This window comes from Acidisphaera sp. S103 (assembly GCF_009765975.1).
GTDB lineage: Bacteria > Pseudomonadota > Alphaproteobacteria > Acetobacterales > Acetobacteraceae > Rhodopila.
Genome location: NZ_LMUJ01000047.1, coordinates 56,918 through 77,469, shown reverse-complemented (window position 1 = coordinate 77,469; position 20,552 = coordinate 56,918). Strand labels below are relative to the sequence as shown.

The following is a 20,552-nucleotide window of genomic DNA, read 5'->3' as shown; positions in this document are numbered from 1 at the left end:
CATCCAGGCCGGTCGACCGGATCAGCGTCGCGTGCTTGATATTCGCTTCCAGCCACAAATCGTACGCACTGCGCGCCGACACCGCGATCCGCACGCCCGGTTTGTCCACGTCGGCGATGGACCGCAGCGCCGAACCGGGCGGCACCAAGTAGGTCGCCTCGATCTCGGCATACGCGGCGGTAAATGCGATCTTCTGAGCCCGGGCGGGTTCGGCGCCGATATTGCCGATGTCCCACACATCCCCCTCGGCCGCATCGGCCAGCTCACCCGGCTTGGGAAACGGCACATACTTCACCGGCACACCCAGACGATCCGCGATCGCCGCAGCCATGCTCGGCGACACACCCTCGGGGTCGCCATTACCGGCGCGCCCGGTAACGAGCAAGAAGTTGGACATGTTGATGGCAGCGCGCAGCACCCCGTGCGGCGCGAGTTGAGCTTTGATTTCCGCGGACATTGAGACGGTTCCGTTCCTGGTTTCAGCCCCGATGGTAGGCGCCAAACCGGCATCCCGGCAACCCGGCCGAACCTCAGAAACGCATTGCATCCACTGTGGCGATGTCCAGCAGCCGCTCGATCACCTCAGGCTCCTGCGCGCCGGCGATCGCGTGCATGCCGTCAACGACGAAGCACGGCACGCCGTTGATCCCCAGCCGGTGCGCCCGCAGATTGTCAGCATGCACGCCTTCCGCCTCGGCGTCCGAGGCCAGGAAACGCCGAACCGCCAGCGGGTCCATCCCGCAGGCGGTGGCGACCGCGATCAGCACGCCATGGTTGCCGATATCGTGACCATCGGTGAAATGCGCCGCGAACAACGCCTCCACCATACTGTCCGCCCGCCCATATCCCGCCGCGTAACGGACCAGCCGATGCGCATCGATCGAGGACGGCGTGCGCCGGATGCGGTCGAACCGGAATTCCAGCCCCTCGTGGCGCCCGGTCTCGCTGATCGTCGCATACAGCCGCTGCGCCCGATCCTCGCCACCGAATTTGCGCACCACGTATTCGGGGCGCGTCATCCCCATGCGCGGCATATCGGGATTGAGCAGAAACGGTCGCCAGATCAGCTCGAACGCGATATCGGGGCGGCGACGCAACGTCCGCAGCAGGCGGCGGACCCCCAGGTAGCACCACGGACAGACGAGATCATGCACGATCTCGATGGAAAGCCGAGCTTTCGGGGGCGTCAGGACGTTCACACCCGAAGTGTGGCGCTTTCATGGGGAATTGTCACGCAACTATCAGATGGAACATGTCATCGCGAGTCCATCAGGTCGGGCCAGAACCGCGCCAGCTTGGATGCCGAGACCACCGACCGAACCGCCTCCTGGTCGGCCGGCGCCATGGTGTTCCGCCACGCCTCGGCGGCGGCCACCGCGTTGCGGAAAATCGCATGGTAACCCGCCTTGCCCTCGTGCGAGGTACTGCGGGCGACAAAATCCTCGGTCTGCCGGTCCCAATCCAGCTCGGCGAACTTCAGGATCCGCCGAGCTTGGGCCTGGGGATCGGCGCACAGTGCCTCATACAGCACGACATGGACGTTGGACTGAGCCGCCAGCGCGGCATACGCCGGCTCATTGAGAAACCGCCAGCTCCAGGCGTATTTCGCCGCGTCGGGCAGTGCCTGGAAGTCCGGTTCGGTGACACCGAGAGACGCGGCGAAATGGATCGTGCCCGCTTCATCGAACGGCATGTCGGTGCCATCCGTCTTCAGGTCAAACCGACGCTGGCGGTTGCCCCGCATCACGGAGGCCACCTGGCCACACGGATGGCGCACGATGAAGATCGTGCGGCTGTCCGGCAGGCACTGGGCCAGGATCGCGGCGCCCTCGGCCCAGCGGACCGACTTTATGGCGAGGCGCGGCGCCGGCCTCGCCGCCAGATCGGGAATGCGCAACCCAGCCAGGCCCTTGAACGGCGGCGGCATGCGGGACGCGGCGCCGACGGCGGCCGCCAGCCCCGTCCGTACGCCCAACGCCCATCGCTTCTGCCAGGATTTGCGGAAATACGGCTGCTTGGTAACAGTGCGTGCGCCGGTTTCCACCGCCCACCGGGCCAATAGCGCCGGCAGCGCGTCCGGCATCAGCAGTGCCGGGGCGGGGATCGTCTCATCCGGTTCGTGCCGGTAGAGCACGTCCGGGTGGCTGTCGATGATCTTCGCCAGCCAGGTGGTGCCCGACCGCGGCGCGCCCAGCACCAGGATCGGCTTGGTCAGGGCCTCGGCGCTGATCGCGCTCAGGCAAGCCTGCCGTGGCAGTGCTTGTATTTCTTGCCCGATCCGCAGGGGCACAACGCGTTGCGCGGGGTCGCCGCCCACGTGGTTTCGTCGTTCGGATCGACCTCGGGCGTGCGGGCCGGGGCCATCGTCATCCGCGGTGCGGGTGCCGGCTCAGCCAGAGCCAGTTCCGACATCAGCGCTGATTCCGGTTCGGCGTGGCTCTCCATCATCCGCATCACCGGCGGCGGCGCCAGCGGCCGTTCGGGTGCCAGTTCCACACGCGCCAGCAGGCTGGTGACCCGCTCCTTCAGTTCCACCAGCATGGCGGTGAACAGAGCGAAGGCCTCGGATTTGTATTCGTTCAGCGGGTCGCGCTGGCCGTACGCGCGCAGGCCGATGCCCTGGCGCAGATGGTCCAGCGCATAAAGATGCTCTTTCCACACAGCGTCGAGCGTTTGGATCAGTAGGCTCTTCTCGATGAACCGCATTAGGTCCGGACCCATGTTGGCGGCCTTCGCCGCCATCATTTCATCCACCGCTCGGCCAATCCGCTCCCGCAGGTGGGATTCGTCGACGCCTTCTTCCTGGCCCCACTCCTCGATCGGCAGGGTCATGTTGAAAACCCGGCTGACATCGGCGGTGAGTTCGCCCAACTGCCAATTCTCCGAGAACCCCTTTTCCGGCACCCGGGCGGAGACCATCAGGGCAAGCACGTCTTCCCGCATCTCGGCGACGGTGTCGGCCACGTCGATCAGCTTCATGAACTCCTTGCGCTGGGCATAGACCTCCTTGCGCTGGTCGTTCATGACGTCGTCGTATTTCAGCACATTCTTGCGGGTGTCGAAGTTGCGCGCCTCGACCTTTTTCTGTGCCTTTTCCAGGGCCTTGTTGATCCACGGGTGGATAATCGCCTCACCGTCCTTCAGCCCCAGCCGCTGCAGCATCCCGCCCATCCGGTCGGACCCGAAGATGCGCATCAGGTCGTCTTCCAGCGACAGGAAGAAATGCGAACGCCCAGGATCGCCCTGCCGCCCGGACCGGCCGCGCAACTGGTTGTCGATGCGCCGGCTTTCGTGGCGTTCGGTGCCGATGACGAACAGCCCGCCGGCGTCCTTCACCTTCTGGTGGGCGATCGCCACGTCCTCGCGGACCTTGGCCTCCCGCGCTGCCCGTTCGGCTTCGTCGTGGATGCTCGACAGCTCCTTTTTCAGCCGCACGTCCAGGTTGCCGCCGAGTTTGATGTCGGTGCCGCGGCCAGCCATGTTGGTGGCGATTACCACCGCGCCGGGTGCGCCGGCCTGCGACACGATCTCGGCCTCCTGCTCGTGGAAACGAGCATTCAGCACCGAATGCGGCACTTTCTTCTTTTTCAGCAGGTCGCTGATGGTCTCGCTTTTCTCGATCGAGGTGGTGCCCACAAGCACCGGCTGGCCCTTGGCCCGAGCGTCGGCGATCAGCAGGGCAACGGCCTCATATTTCTCCGCCGCGGTGCGATAGACCTCATCGTCCTCGTCCTTGCGGGTGACCGGGACGTTGGTGGGGATTTCGACCACGTCCAGCTTGTAGATCTCGGCGAATTCATCCGCCTCGGTCATCGCCGTGCCGGTCATGCCGGACAGCTTGGGATACAGCCGGAAGTAGTTCTGGAAGGTGATCGACGCCAGGGTCTGGTTTTCCGCCTGGACGGTGACGTGTTCCTTCGCCTCCAGCGCCTGGTGCAGCCCTTCCGAGTAACGCCGTCCCTGCATCATGCGGCCGGTAAATTCGTCGATGATCACAACCAGGTCGTCGCGGACGATATAATCGACGTCGCGGGCGAACAGCGTGTGAGCCCGCACCGACTGCTGGACGTGATGGATGACCGAGACGTTGAAGATGTCGTACAGGTTGCCCTCGGTCAGCACCCCGGCTTCCTTCAGCATGTCCTCCACCGTTTCGCTGCCCGATTCGGTCAGCGAAACAGTCTTGAACTTTTCATCTTTGTCGTAGGTCGACGGGTCCTTCACCAGCTCCTTCACCACCAGATCGACGGTGCGGTAGAGGTCCGAACTGTCCTCGGCCGGCCCGGAGATGATCAGCGGCGTGCGCGCTTCGTCGATCAGGATCGAGTCCACCTCATCGACGATGGCATAGAAGAAATCGCGCTGGACCATGTCCTCCAGCCGGTACTTCATGTTGTCGCGCAGGTAGTCGAAGCCGAATTCGTTGTTGGTGCCGTAGGTGATGTCGGCGGCGTACTGCACCCGCTTGGTCTCTTCGTCCTGGCCGTGGACGACGACACCGTAGGTCAGGCCGAGGAAGTTATAGATCTGCCCCATCCAGTCGGCGTCGCGGCGGGCGAGGTAGTCGTTCACGGTGACGACATGCACGCCCTTGCCGGCCAGCGCGTTCAGGTAGACGGGCAGGGTGGCGACCAGCGTCTTGCCCTCACCGGTCTTCATCTCGGAAATCTTGCCGTCGTGCAGCACCATCCCGCCGACCATCTGCACGTCGAAGTGACGCTGCCCCAGGACGCGGCGGCCGGCTTCCCGGACGGTGGCGAACGCCTCCGGCAGTAGCTCATCCAACGTGGCCCCATCGGCCAGGCGAGCGCGGAATTCCACGGTTTTCGCCGCCAGCGCCTCATCAGACAGCGCCTTCATGCCGTCCTCCAGCGCGTTGATCGCCGGGACACGCCGCTGGTACCCTTTCAGGGAGCGGTCGTTCGAGGAGCCGAAAATAGCGCGGGCGATAGAGGCGAGCATGCGGACCTTCCAAGAGCGAACGGTCCGGGAAGACCCAGACGCGCCGCGTTCAGATAGGACCCCGGTGCCCCAGGGTCAACGAGAACGAAGTCGCGGCAGTTGCCATCTTGATCCGGGTGACCCCGACAGGGCTTGGGTTTCGACCACGCACGGAGGGGTATAGCCTGCGCCCGATTCGTCCCTCTGACCATCCCGGAACCCATCGCATGCCTGTCCTGACACCACGCCGCCCCGCCAACCCGCAGGCGGCGTCCAGCCCAAGTCGTGAATGGACCCGGCGGGATGTGGAGGAGCTCCTGAACCTGCCGTTCCCGGAACTCGTCTTCCAGGCCCAGACTGTCCACCGGCAGCACTTCGATCCACGCGAGGTCCAGATCTCCACCCTGTTGTCCATCAAGACCGGCGGCTGCCCCGAGGACTGCGCCTATTGTCCGCAAAGTGCCCGCTACGACACCGCGGTCGATGCGTCCCGGCTGATGGCGGTCGACGCGGTGCTGACCGAGGCGCGTGCCGCCCTGGCGCAGGGTGCCAGCCGGTTCTGCATGGGTGCGGCCTGGCGCTCGCCCAAGGATCACGACCTCGACACCGTCTGCGAAATGGTCGAAGGCGTCAGGGCGCTCGGTCTCGAAACCTGCGTGACGCTCGGCATGCTGACCGGCCTCCAGGCGCGGCGGCTCAAGGCGGCCGGGCTAGACTACTACAACCACAACCTCGACACCTCGCCGGAGCATTACGGCGCCGTCATCACCACCCGCACCTACCAGGACCGGCTCGACACTCTGAGCCATGTGCGCGACGCCGGCATCCATGTCTGCTGTGGCGGCATCGTCGGCCTGGGTGAGGACGCCGCGGACCGAGCCGGGCTGATCGCCACCCTGGCCAGCCTGCCGCGCCCGCCGGAGAGCGTCCCCATCAACGCCCTGGTCCGTGTCGAGGGCACGCCGCTGGCCGACGCGCCGCCGGTGGACGCGATCGATTTCGTGCGGGTCATCGCCGCCGCACGGATCACCATGCCGACGTCATTCGTGCGGCTCTCCGCGGGGCGGGAGGCGATGACCGACGAGGCGCAGGCGCTGTGCTTCCTCGCCGGCGCGAATTCGATCTTCTACGGTCCGAAGCTGTTGACCACGCCGAATGCCAAACAGGATCGGGATCGGACGTTGCTAGCCCGGCTCGGCATGCGGGCCATGGCGTAACGCCGTCGCGCGGTCAGGGGCGGCATCGCACCGCCCCTGTAAGCATCAAATAGTGGCTATCTGATCTTTATGCCGTAGCTTCCTCGACTATGCTCGCAGTGACATGTGTCCGATCAGTAAGTTCGGGCGTAGTTTGTGGGCTTGATGCTGTTACCGGCGGCGTGTCTTGAGGAAAGGTCCGATTCAGTGCTCCAGTCACGGTTGTAGAAACGGGCTAAGAATTCGACATATCAAGACCCGCAACTTTGAGAATGTCTGGGAAGCGATTAATGACCTAGGGTAAGCTGCAAATGACTGTAAAAGTACATTGATTATAGGGTCGATATTGACGGACATTTTGTTTTCTTTCGCTCTCGGCGAGAGCATAGTGTCCGCTTGGCTTCAGACCTTACGTAGTGTGGCTACCGAAACATGAGGCCAACTGAGGCCGTTGAAATTCAGTAGAACCGTCTGCGTATATTGAAGTTGAAGAAACTCGAGTCCGCCGTCCTTAGGGGCCACTTTCTCAATCCAGAATATGGCGCTCATCGAAGCTGGTGATGCGTTGGGACCCTCTGTCGCTGAGCCTTGCAAGAACGCCGTACCATCCGTGCCTCCACCGCTTATCGGGGACGGTGCTGTCGTCGAAATAAGTAATGCAATAGTCCTCACGGGAACTTGATTCTGCAACGCGGACGAGAGGACTGAGTTTGGATTGTCCACCATTTCTTGCGTTATTGAATCATTCGACACTTGGCGGAAAGGAGTTGGCTTAGATAAATTGGTCTCGGGAAACAGAACCGTTCGCGAAGGGTTACCGATCGCGAAAGGCGTGATGCTGGCCGGTGATATCAAGGGCGCCCCGTCCTTGGCAACAGCGGTACCTTGAGCCAGGATTGTCGTCCCATGCGGGATTGATGCCAATCGCGCTACCGTGTTTCCCTCAGGTGGGTTTGTCGTCTTTGGAACCACAGCCCAGATACCAGGTTCAATATGGATGCCTCCGCTAACAACATCGGAGACCTTTTGCAGATAAGTTACGCCAAACATCGAGATGTCGCCCTGAAGGAATCCGCGGTTTGGTATTGGCCCGCTGATCTCCTCAAACTCGAGGGTCTCGGTGGTAAGGTTTAGCTCTAGAAAACGATCCTGACCGGCAGGATCAGTTGATGTCGCGTGGTGGGGCCGCCAAATCTGATTGAAGCCCGTTCCCTGCCATTTCCCTGGAAGATCCGCCAGGGGGCCCAAGGTATCGGGAAAGGCGTCACTCTTGTATTGCGGCACATTCACCGGTCTGAAGGTGAAATCTAAAAGGCTCATTTCTCTCTCCCAGACTAGCGCAAACACATGGGAAAACCGTTGAGCGACGTAGGAAACAGAGTATCAACAGGCTTTAGGGGGACGGGCTGGAGCATGAACGAGCGCCCTGATCTGATCAATCTCTTTTTCATACGACGTTAACATGACACAACTTGTCTTAAGCCGTCAATAAAGAATAGCATAAGGCACAAGAAAAAGAACATGCCCCCTCAATAGCCTTCTCCCCCACAGCTGCATATGTGCCGGTACAGCAACGACAATCTTGGCTGCCAGCGGGCTTAATAGATCTTGAAAAAACCCCATGCAATGCGATTTGGGTACCGCATCGGGGTCATGTCACCCGGAAGTACCCTTTATATGGCAGCCTGCTGGATCGTCCAGCCTCTTTCTGTAAGCTGTTAAGCCGTCGATTACGCCGCCTCCAGCGGCACACGGTTCCTCCGGCGCGATCGAAAGCCAGGCGGTGTTGCCCTTTGCCCAGAGGGATCCGCGATCGTTTGTCGGATGACGAGTTCCCGGTCGCACTATTCCACGTGAACCTTGGGGCAGGCCGCCAAGGAGGATGTAACGCCGTATCATGGCGGGCCAGACATTGATCGCGGTATTCAGTCGTTGCGTGCTCAGTCGAAGGTGGGCCCTGTGCACCGACATTGGCGGGTTAGGACCCGACATGCGACCGCGCGAGACGCCAATTTGGCCCGCCATGGCCATCCCTTCGTCCAGGCTGTGAGTCTCGTCGACGGGTGTCGCGCCAAGGCTGTGCTGACGTTCGCGCAGTTCGATCCGCATGTATCCGCATGTCTTATGAAACGGCGCAGAACCTCGCCAGCGCGGCGAACAGCTATTGGCTGCCGGACGTCGCAAGACATAACGGGCGGACATCTGCCCGCCCGTTTACAGACTTGCCTTAGATAAATACGCCGGCCATGCCGCCGGCGGGGTAACGCGTGCCGGCGACCGCACCGACCGGCACGGCGGCGGAAATCTTGGCCACGTCCTCGGCCGACAGCTTCACCTTCAGGGCCCCGATATTCTCGTCCAACCGATCGGCCCTGCGGGTGCCGGGGATCGCAACCACGTCCGGTCCCTGGGCCAGCAGCCAGGCCAGGGTGACCTGGGCGGGGGTGCAGGATTTCTCGGCCGCGATAGCCTCGATCTTCGCCACCAGCGCTCGGTTGTGGTCGAAATTCTGCTCCTGGAACCGAGGATGCGCCGACCGGCGGCCATCGATATCCGCGAAACTCTTGATGGCGCCGGTCAGGAAGCCGCGGCCCAACGGGGAGTAGGCGACGAAGCTGATCCCCAGTTCTTTCGTCAGCTTGCGGGTTTCCTCGGCTTCTTCCCGGTACAGCAGTGAGTATTCGGTCTGCACCGCGGCGATCGGATGCACCGCATGGGCGCGGCGGACACGGTCGGGGGCGGCCTCGGACATGCCGAGGAAGCGGACCTTGCCCTGCTGCACCAGTTTCGCCATGGCGCCGACGGTGTCCTCGACAGGGACAGCGGGGTCGACGCGGTGCTGGTAGAAAAGGTCGATGACGTCGATCCCCAGGCGCTTCAGGCTGGCCTCACAGGCTTCGACGACATACTCGGGGCGGCCGTTGACGCCGTTCGACTGGCCGGGGCGCTGGGTCTGGCCGAACTTGGTCGCGATTATAACACCGTCGCGGCGGCCCTTCAGGGCTCGGCCGAGCACCTCTTCGTTATGGCCCCAGCCGTACATATCGGAGGAGTCGAGGTGGTCCACGCCGGTGTCGATGGCATGGCGGATCAGGTCTTCCGAGACAGCATCGTCGGCGGCGCCGTAGACGCCGGACAGCGACATGCATCCCAGGCCGACGGCGGAGACGGACAGCCCGCCCTTGCCGAGCGGACGATGTTCGAGTTTTGGCTGCGTTGCCATTGGATGATGCCTCCGATGTTGGGTTCCCGGCGATTATGGGCGCGCGTTGCGCCGGGCGCCAGGGTGGGGTCGTTGGGACAGGCAGCGCTGCGATAGCCAGTTGAAGCGCCGAGAGATCACTGTGTTTCTGAAGGCGATTGGGGGGTACGCCATAGACGAGCGAGTAAGAATTAAACACAGATTACGCGGATGAAGGGCACGGATTTCACGAAGAGGCATGCAGTCCGGCTTCTTGGGCCGAAGCATGACAGGACGGCGAAGAGGGCGCCTCGCGCGATAACCATCCCGTCCGTGTAATCTGTGCCCTTCATCCGCGTAATCTGTGTTGAATCGCTTTCTTTTCGCCTGTCGACGCCGCAAGAGCCAGACAGTATGCACCGGGACGGTGCCCATTCCGCACCGTGCCACTAGTTTCTGCTACCCGTAAGTATGCAGGAAAATATTCTGTATATAAATGGCTTCTGTGTCCCCTGTTTTGGAAACCGTTTGCCTTCCAAGCTGGATGGCAGGTTGTCGTTTGATGAACTTTTCGCATAGTGGCGATTGTGGCGGCAAAGGACGCGCAGCATGTCGGAAGCGAACCCACCCTCGGACGCGAATGTCAGGCCACGGATCGGCGAGGGCCGGATTGGCAGCTTCCTGTGCGCGGCGATCGGCATCCTGAGCGTCGCGGCGGTGTTGTGCCTTCGCTTCCCGGCCTTCCTGACGACACCGGAGCTTCGGCCGCATTACGATGTGGAACTGCTGCGGCTGGTCCTGGCGGTGTCGATGGTGATCGGCGCGGGGCTGGGCGTGCTTTCGCTGATGCTGGGCGGGCCTCGGTTGCGGGTGGCGATCGGGCTGAGCGGCCTGTTCCTGGCGATGCTGCTGGGCGGGCCATACGTCCACTATACCGATTTTGCCCAGCCGCGGTTTTATTTCGGCCTCGACTGGCTGGTACTCGACCTGTTCTTCACCGGCGTCGCGTTCGTCTTCCTGGAGTTCGCGTTCCCGAGGGTGCGGCCGGACCAGTTGCCGTTGCGGGAAGGGTGGCGGCTGGACCTCGGTTATTTCGGCGTCAACCACCTGGCAATCGGCGTGTTCCTGGTGGTTTCGACGCATTTCGCGCACGATTATTTCGGCTGGGCGGTCAATCCCTGGGTCCAGGCGCATGTGGTCGCCCTGCCGGGGGTGCTGCGGTTCGTGCTGGTCATCCTCGCCGCCGATGCCGTCGAATACGCGTCCCACCGAGCCTATCATGAGGTGCCGTTTTTGTGGCGTATCCATGCGATTCACCACTCGCCTGAGGCCATGGATTGGCTGTCGGGGTCCCGGCTGCATTTCTTCGAGCCGCTGGTGACCCGAGCCTTCGTGCTGGTCCCGGTGTTTCTGCTGGGCTTTCCCCAGGATACGATCTTCGCCTACTTGATCTTCATCAGTGTCCAGTCGGTGCTGATCCATTCCAATATCAAGATGAACGTGGGGTGGCTGAGGTATGTGGTGGTCACCACGCAGTTCCACCATTGGCACCATGCGTCGGATGCCGAGGCGATCGACAAAAACTACACCGCGCACACGCCGTTGTTCGACCTGCTGTTCGGCACCTGGCATCTGCCGGCCGATCGCTGGCCGGTCCGGTACGGGACGATCAAGCCGGTGCCCGGCGGCATGATCGGGCAGTTCCTGCATCCGTTCGTCGGTCCGGTCACGGACTTCCGGGAGCACCGGAACAAATGACCGGGGGCTGACAGCGCCCTTGCATGTGGACCGCATCTGTGGTCCGAAGCGCCCCTTTTCGCGGACGGGCGGCTTGCATGACGGTCATCGGCGTCGATTTCGGCACAACCAACACCGTCGTCACCTCGCTGCAACCGGATGGATCGGTCACGACCGTCCGGCACACATTCGGTACGGCGGAGATGGACGTGATCCGCTCCGTCCTGTGCTTCTGGAACGACGGCGCGCAGAACAACATCCTGCTGCGCCACGCGGTCGGTCCTGCGGCGATCGAGGCTTACCTCGACGATCCGCTGGAAAGCCGGCTGATGATGTCGCTGAAATCCTACCTGGCGCAGCGCAGCTTCACCGAGACCCGGGTCTTCGGCCGCCCGTTCACGCTGGAGGGGCTGATCGGGCTGTTCCTCGGTGCCATCCTGCCGGCACCGAGCGATGCCGTGCTGGTCGCCGGCCGGCCGGTGCGGTTCGCGGGGGAGACGGCGGACGATGCCCTGGGGGAGGAGCGGCTGATCGGTTCCTATGCCACCGCCGGATGGCGCGGCATCCACACCGCGCTGGAGCCGGAGGCGGCGGGGTATCGCTTTGCGCGTGGCTTGGAGGCGCCGGCTACCGTGCTGATCGGGGATTTCGGCGGCGGCACCAGCGATTTCTCGGTCATGCGGTTCGAGCCGGGCAGCGCGCGGCCGGTGACGGCGTTGGGGCATGCCGGCGTCGGGATCGCCGGCGATTCGTTCGATTTCCGGATCATGGATCACGTGGTGTCGCCTCGGCTGGGGAAGGGTACGACGTATCGGCCGGGCGGCACGGATTTGCCGGTGCCGCCGGAGTATTACTCCAGCTTCGCCCGCTGGCACCGTCTGTCGCTGATGCGCGCGCCCAAGACCATGCGCGATATCGAGGCGGTCGCCAGGACCGCGAAGTATCCCGACCGGCTGCGCGCGTTGCTGCGGCTGATCCGCGACGAGCTTGGGTATGAGCTGTATCGGACCGTATCCGGGGTGAAGGCGGACTTGTCGCGGGCCGAGACCGCGGTGCTGCGGTTCCGCCACGCCGATTTCGCGATCGAGGAGACCATCAGCCGGACAGATTTCGAGCACTGGATCGCGCCCGACATCGCGCGGATCACCGAGACGGTGGATGCGGCGCTGGCGAGGGCCGGTCTGACGGCAGATGCGATCGACCGGGTGTTCCTGACTGGCGGCACATCCCTGGTTCCGGCGGTGCGTGGGTTGTTTACCGCTCGGTTCGGGGCGCCGAAGGTTGTCGGCGGCGGCGAGTTCGTGTCGGTGGCGGAGGGTCTGGCGCTGATCGGGCGAGATCGGCGCGCGGCCGGCCTGACCGGCAATCCTGCGTGATCTGCCATCGGAAAACCTTCATTCCCGGTTATCGGTGACACGCGAGGGGATTGGCTGATGTGACGAGACGTCTTCTGCTGGTGATCGTGCTGCTGATCGGGGCGGGCGCTGGTGCCGGGTGGTGGTGGTCCACCCGCCGGCCGCCACCGGTCATGTGGCAGGGCTATGCGGAGGCTGATTTCGTCAAGGTGGGGCCGACGCAGGCAGGGCTGTTGACCTCGGTTGCCGTGGTTCGGGGCGATGCGGTTCAGACCGGCGCGCTGTTGTTCACCCAGGACGACGTCGACGACCGGGCGGCGCGCGATCAGGCCGCGCAAACGCTGAAACAGGCGCAGGACCAACTGACCAATCTTCAGAACGGCGGCAAACCGACCGAGATCGCGCAGGCCGAGGCCAATCTGGCGGACGCTCAGGCGACGCTGGTCCGGTCGACGACAGACCTGGCCAGGGGTGAGGCGCAGCTTCCGATGGGAGGTGTGTCGAAGCAGAGCGTCGATCAGTTCCGAGCCGATCATTTGTCGGCTCAGGCGAAGGTCGATGCGGCGCGGGCGGCGCTGGCACAGGCGCAGGCGCCAATGGGTCGGGTGGGTGAAATCCAGGCGCAGGTCTCGTCGGTTGCGGCCGCTCGCGCTGCCCTGGCGATGGCCGAGTGGCGGCTGGCGCAGCGCCGTGTCACCGCACCGGTGGCGGCTCGGGTGGCCGACGTGATGGCGCGGTCGGGGGAGACGATGACGGCGGGCGCGCCCGTGGTGTCGCTGCTGCCGCCGGGGAACATTTTCGTGCGGTTCTTCGTTCCGGAGGCGCAGTTCTCGACGATCCATCTCGGTGACCGTGTGGCGCTGGCCTGCGACGGCTGTGCGGCCGCTCTGTCCGCTCGCATATCGTTTATCTCGCCGCAGGCGGAATATACGCCGCCGCTGATCTACAGCGAGTCGAGCAAGGCCAAGCTGGTCTTCCTGGTCGAGGCGCGTCCGTCGCGCGAGCAGGCGGTGTTGCTCAACCCGGGGCAGCCGATCGAGGTGCGGCCGGCTGGTGCGCCATGACCGACGACCTGGTCATCGACGTCCACGACCTGCACAAGAGCTACGGCGCCCGGAAGGTCGTCGATGGCCTGACGATGGCGGTGCGGGCGGGCGAGATCTGCGGCTTCCTGGGCGCCAACGGCAGCGGCAAGACGACCACCATCCGGATGCTGTGCGGGCTGGTGAAACCGAGCGGCGGAGGCGGGACGTGTTTGGGGCTGGACATCATCCGGGATGCACCTCGGATCCGCCTGCAGGTCGGTTATATGACGCAGCGGTTCAGCTTCTATGAGGATCTGACGGTCGGCGAAAACTTGGATTTTGTTGCCGCGGTCTATGAGATCGACAACCGGCACGCGGCGGTGAAGGCGATCATCGACCGGATGGGGTTGGCGGATCGGGCTGATCAGTTGGCTGGTCAGTTGTCTGGCGGCTGGAAGCAGCGACTGGCGCTGGCCGCCTGCGTTCTGCACAAGCCGAAGCTGCTGCTGCTGGACGAACCCACGGCCGGTGTCGATGCCAAGGCTCGGCGGGAGTTCTGGGACCTGATCCACGATATGGCGGCCGACGGGCTGACTGTTCTGGTATCGACACATTATATGGATGAGGCGGAGCGCTGCGGGCGGATCGTCTATCTGTCGGATGGCAAGCTGGTGGTGCAGGGAACGCCGGATGAGGTGGCGAAGGGCAGCGGGCTGGTGACGCTGGCGGCGACGGGTCCGAACCTCGATCATGTGGCGAAGGCGCTGCGCGGGATGGTGGGCGTTGAGTCGGCGGCGGTGTTCGGGTCGGCGCTGCATATCGCCGGGATGGACCGCTCGGCGTTAGAGGCGGCGACGCGGTCGGTCGATCCGGCGCTGGTCTGGCGGGAGGTTCCGCCCGGCCTTGAGGATGTGTTCATTCATATGCTGAGCCAGACATGAACGGGTTTTCGTTCTGGCGGTTCCTTGCCGTGCTGCGTAAGGAATGGATCCAGGTCCGGCGTGACCCGTTCACGCTGCGGATGATCATCGCGCTGCCGGTCATGCAACTGTTCCTGTTCGGCTATGCCATCAACGCCGATCCCAAGCATTTGCCGACTGGTTTGTTGACGGCGGAACATTCGGTGTACGAACGATCTTTGGTCGCGGCGTTGAAGAACACGGGTTATTACGATATCAGGGAATTGTCGTCGGAGGCGGAGGCCGAACGTGAGCTGGCCGATGGCGATCTTCTATTTGTGGTGAATATTCCGCCGAATTTCGATCGTTCGGTTGACCGGGGAGAACAACCTTCGGTGCTGATGGATGCCGATGCGACCGATCCGACGGCGATCGGCAATGCGGCGGCGGCGTTGGGTGCGCTGACGACCGCGCTGGACAGGGATTTGCCGCCGTCGATGCGGTCCACGCCGGGGAAGGCTCCGTTTCAGTTTCAACTGCATGCTCGTTACAATCCCGAGCAGTTGACGGTGTTGAATATTGTTCCGGGACTGATTTGTATTGTGCTGACGATCTCGACGCTGTTCGTTACGACATTGTCCATTACGCGGGAAACCGAACGGGGGACGATGGAGAATTTGCTGGCGATGCCGGTGCGGCCGATCGAGGTGATGCTGGCCAAGGTGGTGCCGTATATCGCGATCGGCTACGTGCAGGTGGTTTTGATCGTGGCGATTGCGGTGGTGGTGTTCGGGCTGCCGGTGCGCGGGTCGGTGCCGTTGCTGGGACTGGCGCTGGGGCTGTTCATCGCCAGCAACCTGGCGCTGGGGATTACGTTCTCGACCGTCGCGCGGAACCAGATGCAGGCGATCCAGATGGCGCAGTTTATGCTGCTGCCGTCGTTCATGCTGTCCGGATTCATGTTTCCGTTCAAGGGGATGCCGATCTGGGCACAGTGGGCGGGGGAGTTGCTGCCGATGACCCATATCCTGCGGATCGTGCGCGGCATCCTGCTGAAGGGCAACGGGTTCGCCGCCATCGCGCCGGATGTGTGGCCGATCGCGCTGTTCACGCTGCTGGTCGCGGTGGTGGCGGTCTGGTCCTATCGGGTAACGCTGGACTGATCGCGGATTTCCGGGCACGGTGCGCAACAAAGCATCAGGGAGGCCGCCATGGATGACGTCATAGCCGGCTCTTACGTCTTCACCGGGGAGCGATCGGCGAAGAGCTACCACATCAACAAGATGGCCAAAACGCTTGGTTCGGCGGTGACTCGCGCCCAGTTCCAGGCGGATGAGGCGGGCTACATGCGGGCCATCGGCTGTTCGGACGAGGAAATCGAGCTTGTCCGGCAGCGCGACTGGAAGGCGCTGATGGAGTACGGCGCCAGCATCTATTTGCTGCTGCGGATCGGCGCGGCGGTGGGTCATACGCTGCCGCAGATCGGTTTGCACACCAGCGGGAAAGGGCACTGACCATGGCGACTCTTGTAGGTGGCATCGGCACATCGCACGCCCCCACGATCGGCGTCGCATGGGACAAAGGGCAGCAGAAGGAGCCGCTGTGGGCTCCGCTGTTCGAGGGTTACGTTCCGGCGCGTCAATGGATGACCGATGTCAAGCCGGACCTGCTGCTGATCGTTTACAACGACCATGTGAACCAGTTCTTCTTTGACGCGTACCCGACCTTTGCGCTGGGTGTCGGCGCGGTGCATGCCCAGGCGGATGAGGGATGGGGCAAGCGGCCGCTGCCCGACCTGCCGGGCGATCCCGATTTCGCGTGGCATCTGGCTCGGTCTTTGATCGAAGACGAGTTCGATCCGACGATCTGCCAGGAAATGTCGGTGGATCATGGCATCCTGTCGTTTCTGCCGCTGCTGACCGATACGAACTGGACGATCCCGGTCGTTCCGCTGGCGGTGAACGTCATCCAGCATCCAATCCCGACCGCCAGGCGTTTGTTCCGGCTGGGTACGGCGTTACGGCGGGCGATCGAGTCCTATCCGAAGGACAAGCGCATCGTCGTGTTCGGCACCGGCGGGCTGACGCATCAACTGCACGGCGCCGGGTTCGGACGGCACAACGAAGCGTGGGACAACGAATTCATGGACCGGCTGGAGACCGATCCCGCCGGCCTGTCGGAATTGTCGATCCAGGAATACATGGAACGCGGCGGCACCGAGGGTGTCGAGATGATCATGTGGCTGGCGATGCGAGGCGCGCTGGGTGGGACAGTGAAGCGGGTGCACCGGAATTACACCGCGCCGCTGACCACCGGATACGGGCTGCTGGTGCTGGAGACGTGACTGGGGTGGCTCAGGATACGAGGAAGGCGTGGATGACCGGCCTTCGCCGACCATGACGGTTGCACGAAGTGCCGAAGGGCCGACGCAACGTGGGTTGGTATGAGAGGCTAGCGGAACCGCGTCGCCGCGTAGGGCGCCAGGTCGAAGGGCGGCGGCCGTCCGGCGACCAGGGCGGCCACGACTTTCCCAGTCGTTGCCGCCGCTGTCAGCCCAACATGGCCATGCCCGAAGGCATGCACGACGTCAGCGCATCCCGAGGCAAGGCCGAGACAGGGCAGGCCATCCGGCGTCGACGGCCGATGGCCCATCCATAGTTTCACCCGTTCCGGCGGCAGATCAGCCGGCAACCCCGGATAGACCTTGCGAGCAAACGCCAGCAGCACCTCGGCCCGCTTCCAGTTCGGGGCGGCGTCCAGTCCCGCCAGTTCCACCTGGCCGGCCAGCCGCAGTCCGGCCGGCGTCATGACGCACGCCATTTTCCCGTCGCTCGGCATCATCGGATAGCGCGGCTCGATCCCCGGATCGGAGATCACCGCGTGGTATCCGCGTTCGGTTTCCAGGACCACCTTGTCGCCCGCCGCGGCGGCCAGCACCTTCGACCAGGCGCCGGCGGCGATCACCGCCTTGTCGCACGCCACCTCACCATCGCGAGTCGTCACTGCGCGGAGTCGTCCAGCCTCGATCCGGAACCCGGTCGCACCCGACCGGACGATTTGCGCGCCCTGCGCAACCGCATGGGCGGCCAGGGCGGCGACATAGGCGCCGGGGTCACGGCACTGGCCGTTTTCCTCGATCAGCACGGCGAACGTGTAATGGCGGTCCAGCGTCGGCTCCCGCTGGCGCAGTTCATCGGCGTCCAGTTCCAGCCATTTCACGCCGTTGTCGCGGCGGGTTTTCCATGACAGTGCCTCAGCCTCGAACGCCGAGCGGTCGGGGAAGGCGAACAATACGCCTTGGCGGGTAATCAGTTCGGCGACGCCGGCTTCCTCGGCCAGGGCGCGGTGCAGCGCCGGGGCGTTCGCCAGCAGCGGCTGCAAGGCGCGTCCGGTGGCGGCGACTTTCGCCGGGGTGGATCCGGCCTGCACGAAGCGCCGCAGCCAGGGCAACAGGCGCGGCAGATAGGACCAGCGGATGGTCAGCGGACCCAGCGGGTCCATCAGATAACCGGGCACCTTCTTCCACAGCCCTGGCGACGACATCGGAACGACCGAACTTGGATTGAGCAGCGTGCCGTTGCCATAACTGGCGGCCTGCTCGCCACCCGGAACACCGGGTTCGACGACCGTGACCGCGTGGCCGTCGCGCAGCAGCTCAATGGCGCAGGCGAGACCAACCACGCCGCCGCCGATTACGACAGTCCGGGTCATCCGGAGGCGGAAACGACGTGCGCGCGCATGGTCGTGGCGATCGGGCCTGTCCCAAACCGCCGTTCCAGCGCCGCCGTGGCGGCTCGTGTTACCCGCTCGGTCTCGCCCGGCGCGCGTGCCTCGATTTCCATGCGGAGGGGCGTGCCGCGACAGTAACCCATCGCGACATCGCGCGCCGAGGCTGCCGCATAGGGCAACGCCACCGTCGTGTAGATCGCATCGGTAAACCCGGCCGCCGTCAGGTCGTCATCGACCGCTTCGTTGTCGGCGTAGCCATGAAAGACATGCGCCACGAACCTAGGCGGATTGATCGGAAACAACGTGTCCATGACGTCTTGCAGGCAGTCGGCGGCGGGATTGTGCCGCAGATGCCCCGGCACGCTGAAAACGAAACGGCCCCCCTGTTTCATGACCCGCCTGGCTTCCAGGAATGCCTGGACGCGGTCGGGCATGCTGGAAACGCTGAAATGCGAGGTCACGATCCCGAATGTCGCATCCGCGAACGGCAACGCATGCGGATCGGCCGTTTGCCAGTTGATCCGCGCCATGCCCGGTTTCGTCGAGGCATGCTCGACCATCTCCATGCATGGATCGGTGGCGATGATGGTCAGGCCAGCCGACATCGCCGATGCGATCGCCTGTGTCAGGACGCCGGTATCGGCTGACGTTTCCAGCAACGGCCCCGTGCTGATGCGGGACAGTCGCCGCGCCATATCGTCCGCGAACGGGGCGAGCAGACTTGGTGCGAGATACTGGTCTCGGATCGCAAGCAGCGAGTCATCAGGGGACGTGCCGGGGTGTGTCATCGGGCGCTAAATGGTCTTCTTCAATCCATAGAACTGTGGCCAGCCGTCCGGGACGTCATGCATGTAACCTTGATAGGCGGTGGGTTGATCATACATGCCAAGTGGAGCGTAGGTTGGGTCCTGCCAGAAGGCGATCTGCATCTGCTCGCAGATTTTTTGCTGCGCCGCCTGATCCGGTGCCTCAAACCACGCGCTGTAGAGTCCCTCCATCTTCGGATTGGTCGGCCAGCCGAACCATGCGGAGGTGCCGTTGCCGCGGATCGCGATATTCGGTGCCGGGGAGATGTTACCGAAGCCGCCCAGGTAGGTGTAGAAGATGTTCCAACCGCCCTTGCTGAGCGGTTCCCGGCTGGCGCGGCGCTGGACCACCGTTCCCCAATCGAGTGCCTGAAGATCGACGTTGAAGCCGGTCTTGGTCAGGATGTCGTTGGCGACCTGCGCCTCCGCCCAGATCGTCGGAAAGTTGGAGGCGGCGAGGACGACGATCTTTTCACCGTTATAGCCGGCCGCTGCGAGGTCCTTCTTCAGCTTGGCATAATCCTTGGGGCCGCGGGTGATTTCGACGCCGACCTTGCTGGCCATCGGCGTTCCTGGCACGAACAGGCCGACATCGGTTTTGTAGAGTGACGGTTCCGCGCCGGAGACACCTTCCATGACCTCTTTCTGGTCCATCGCGGCAATGACCACGCGGCGGATCGCGGCATTGTCGAAGGGCGGGTTCAACTGATTGAACCGCAGGCAGCCGATTTCCCCGGTACGGTCCTTCACCGTCACCACAACGTCTTTGTAGGTCCGTATCTGCGACAGCAGGTCCAGCGAAGGATTTTCCCACCAGTCGATCTCACGCTGCTGCAGCGCGGCGGATGCCGTGGCCGGGTCAGGGATGAAGTTCCACACCACCCGATCGACATTGACGATCTTCGGACCGGCGTTGAAGCTGGCGACGCCGTCCTTGCGTGGCACATAGGCGGTGTTCTTGGCGAAGACAGAGCGGGAACCGGGGATACGTTCATCGGCCACGAACTTGAACGGGCCGCTGCCGACCACTTCCGGCATCTGCTTGAAAGGGTCGGTCTGCGCCAGCCGGTTCGGCACCATGACGCAATAGACCTGGGCCAAGGCATTGCGCAGTAGCGGAAACGGCTTGTCGAGCTTGAAGCGGATCACCGTATCGGATGGGGCGGAAATCTCCTGCACCCGCTTCATCAGCGCCTCGCCGAACGGGTCGCGTTTGCCGAAGCGCTGGATACTGGCGACGCAATCGCTGGCCAGGACCTTCTGCCCGTCATGAAAGCTGAGCCCGTCGCGCAGGGTCAGTTCCCAGGTCTTGCCGTCGTCCTCGACCTTGTGGCCTTCGACCATCTGCGGCTGGATCTGGAACTGGGCGTCGTAGCCGTACAGCGTGTCGTAGACCGCCAGCGAATAGTTGCGGGTGACATCGGCGGTGGTCCACACCGGATCGAGCGACGTCAGGTCGGCCTGCGGGCAGAAGTTCACCGTTTTCGGCCCATCCGCGCGGCTGATCCGTGGCGCGGCGAGCACGGCGGAGACCGCGGCAGCGCCCTTGAGTACCGTCCGTCGCTTCATTCGTTCAGCCCCCGTGTTTTTTTGAGATCGTGAGGTTAGGCCGTAAACGGGTCTCAATCCAAGGGGGGTATCACACGGTTCGGTGAAGTGCCTCGGTGATCAGAGGGACAGCGG

The 20,552-nt window shown here is 63.6% G+C and carries 17 protein-coding genes; 8 read left to right on the top strand and 9 right to left on the bottom strand.

Translation table 11 applies throughout. The features are described from left to right. The 4 genes from GSQ89_RS38470 to secA form a co-directional block, all read right to left on the bottom strand. Window positions 1–457 (bottom strand): transporter substrate-binding domain-containing protein (locus tag GSQ89_RS38470; protein ID WP_216856134.1); only part of this gene is annotated, 457 nt, incomplete at its 3' end. Window positions 458–530: 73 nt separating this feature from the next. Continuing rightward, entirely contained in the window at window positions 531–1,199 is a 669-nt protein-coding gene (locus tag GSQ89_RS12470) for a DsbA family oxidoreductase (RefSeq protein ID WP_158925544.1), read from the bottom strand. 56 nt (window positions 1,200–1,255) lie between these two features. After that, the gene (locus tag GSQ89_RS12465; RefSeq protein WP_158925543.1) at window positions 1,256–2,290 is read right to left on the bottom strand and encodes a sulfotransferase; all 1,035 of its coding nucleotides are present in this window, start codon (window positions 2,288–2,290) and stop codon (window positions 1,256–1,258) included. Beyond that, window positions 2,236–4,962, bottom strand: coding sequence for a preprotein translocase subunit SecA (secA, locus tag GSQ89_RS12460; RefSeq protein WP_158925541.1), 2,727 nt, complete (start codon window positions 4,960–4,962; stop codon window positions 2,236–2,238). Before secA ends, GSQ89_RS12465 begins: the two co-directional genes overlap by 55 nt. Window positions 4,963–5,168: 206 nt before the next feature. On the opposite strand from secA, the gene bioB reads away from it, so the two are divergent. Continuing rightward, complete coding sequence (gene bioB / locus GSQ89_RS12455) at window positions 5,169–6,158, top strand: biotin synthase BioB (protein ID WP_158925538.1); 990 nt, start codon at window positions 5,169–5,171, stop codon at window positions 6,156–6,158. A gap of 381 nt (window positions 6,159–6,539) precedes the next feature. Here the strand turns inward: bioB and GSQ89_RS12450 are convergent, their stop codons facing one another. Both GSQ89_RS12450 and GSQ89_RS12445 read right to left on the bottom strand, forming a co-directional pair. Further along, window positions 6,540–7,457: a heme-binding protein gene (locus GSQ89_RS12450; RefSeq protein WP_158925536.1), complete on the bottom strand. Its 918-nt coding sequence runs from the start codon at window positions 7,455–7,457 to the stop codon at window positions 6,540–6,542. Between the two features lie 907 nt (window positions 7,458–8,364). Next, window positions 8,365–9,360: an aldo/keto reductase gene (locus tag GSQ89_RS12445; RefSeq protein ID WP_158925534.1), complete on the bottom strand. Its 996-nt coding sequence runs from the start codon at window positions 9,358–9,360 to the stop codon at window positions 8,365–8,367. A 567-nt stretch (window positions 9,361–9,927) separates the two neighbouring features. Between GSQ89_RS12445 and GSQ89_RS12440 the strand changes: the two genes are divergently transcribed. The 7 genes from GSQ89_RS12440 to GSQ89_RS12410 all read left to right on the top strand — a co-directional run bounded on the left by GSQ89_RS12440 (window position 9,928) and on the right by GSQ89_RS12410 (window position 16,678). Further along, on the top strand, window positions 9,928–11,076 hold the full coding sequence (locus GSQ89_RS12440; protein WP_158925532.1) for a sterol desaturase family protein: 1,149 nt from the start codon (window positions 9,928–9,930) through the stop codon (window positions 11,074–11,076). 77 nt (window positions 11,077–11,153) lie between these two features. Continuing rightward, window positions 11,154–12,431: an Hsp70 family protein gene (locus tag GSQ89_RS12435; protein WP_158925530.1), complete on the top strand. Its 1,278-nt coding sequence runs from the start codon at window positions 11,154–11,156 to the stop codon at window positions 12,429–12,431. Between the two features lie 59 nt (window positions 12,432–12,490). Then, window positions 12,491–13,474 (top strand): HlyD family secretion protein, encoded by a 984-nt coding sequence (locus GSQ89_RS12430; RefSeq protein ID WP_254073182.1) that lies wholly within the window; start codon window positions 12,491–12,493, stop codon window positions 13,472–13,474. Beyond that, window positions 13,471–14,376 (top strand): ABC transporter ATP-binding protein, encoded by a 906-nt coding sequence (locus tag GSQ89_RS12425; protein ID WP_158925528.1) that lies wholly within the window; start codon window positions 13,471–13,473, stop codon window positions 14,374–14,376. Before GSQ89_RS12430 ends, GSQ89_RS12425 begins: the two co-directional genes overlap by 4 nt. Beyond that, window positions 14,373–15,497 carry an ABC transporter permease gene (locus GSQ89_RS12420; RefSeq protein ID WP_158925526.1) on the top strand — a complete coding sequence of 375 codons (1,125 nt, stop codon included), beginning with the start codon at window positions 14,373–14,375 and terminating at the stop codon, window positions 15,495–15,497. Before GSQ89_RS12425 ends, GSQ89_RS12420 begins: the two co-directional genes overlap by 4 nt. A gap of 48 nt (window positions 15,498–15,545) precedes the next feature. After that, the gene (locus tag GSQ89_RS12415) at window positions 15,546–15,848 is read left to right on the top strand and encodes a protocatechuate 3,4-dioxygenase (protein ID WP_158925524.1); all 303 of its coding nucleotides are present in this window, start codon (window positions 15,546–15,548) and stop codon (window positions 15,846–15,848) included. A gap of 2 nt (window positions 15,849–15,850) precedes the next feature. Continuing rightward, entirely contained in the window at window positions 15,851–16,678 is an 828-nt protein-coding gene (locus tag GSQ89_RS12410; protein ID WP_158925522.1) for a class III extradiol dioxygenase family protein, read from the top strand. Window positions 16,679–16,785: 107 nt separating this feature from the next. On the opposite strand, the gene GSQ89_RS12405 is transcribed toward GSQ89_RS12410, so the two are convergent. The 3 genes from GSQ89_RS12405 to GSQ89_RS12395 are packed head-to-tail and all read right to left on the bottom strand — an operon-like array spanning window position 16,786 to window position 20,438. Then, window positions 16,786–18,045: an FAD-binding oxidoreductase gene (locus GSQ89_RS12405; RefSeq protein ID WP_158925520.1), complete on the bottom strand. Its 1,260-nt coding sequence runs from the start codon at window positions 18,043–18,045 to the stop codon at window positions 16,786–16,788. Further along, window positions 18,042–18,851, bottom strand: coding sequence for a class I SAM-dependent methyltransferase (locus GSQ89_RS12400; RefSeq protein WP_158925518.1), 810 nt, complete (start codon window positions 18,849–18,851; stop codon window positions 18,042–18,044). Before GSQ89_RS12400 ends, GSQ89_RS12405 begins: the two co-directional genes overlap by 4 nt. 6 nt (window positions 18,852–18,857) lie before the next feature. Continuing rightward, window positions 18,858–20,438: an ABC transporter substrate-binding protein gene (locus GSQ89_RS12395; RefSeq protein ID WP_158925516.1), complete on the bottom strand. Its 1,581-nt coding sequence runs from the start codon at window positions 20,436–20,438 to the stop codon at window positions 18,858–18,860. Between the last annotated feature and the right edge of the window lie 114 nt (window positions 20,439–20,552).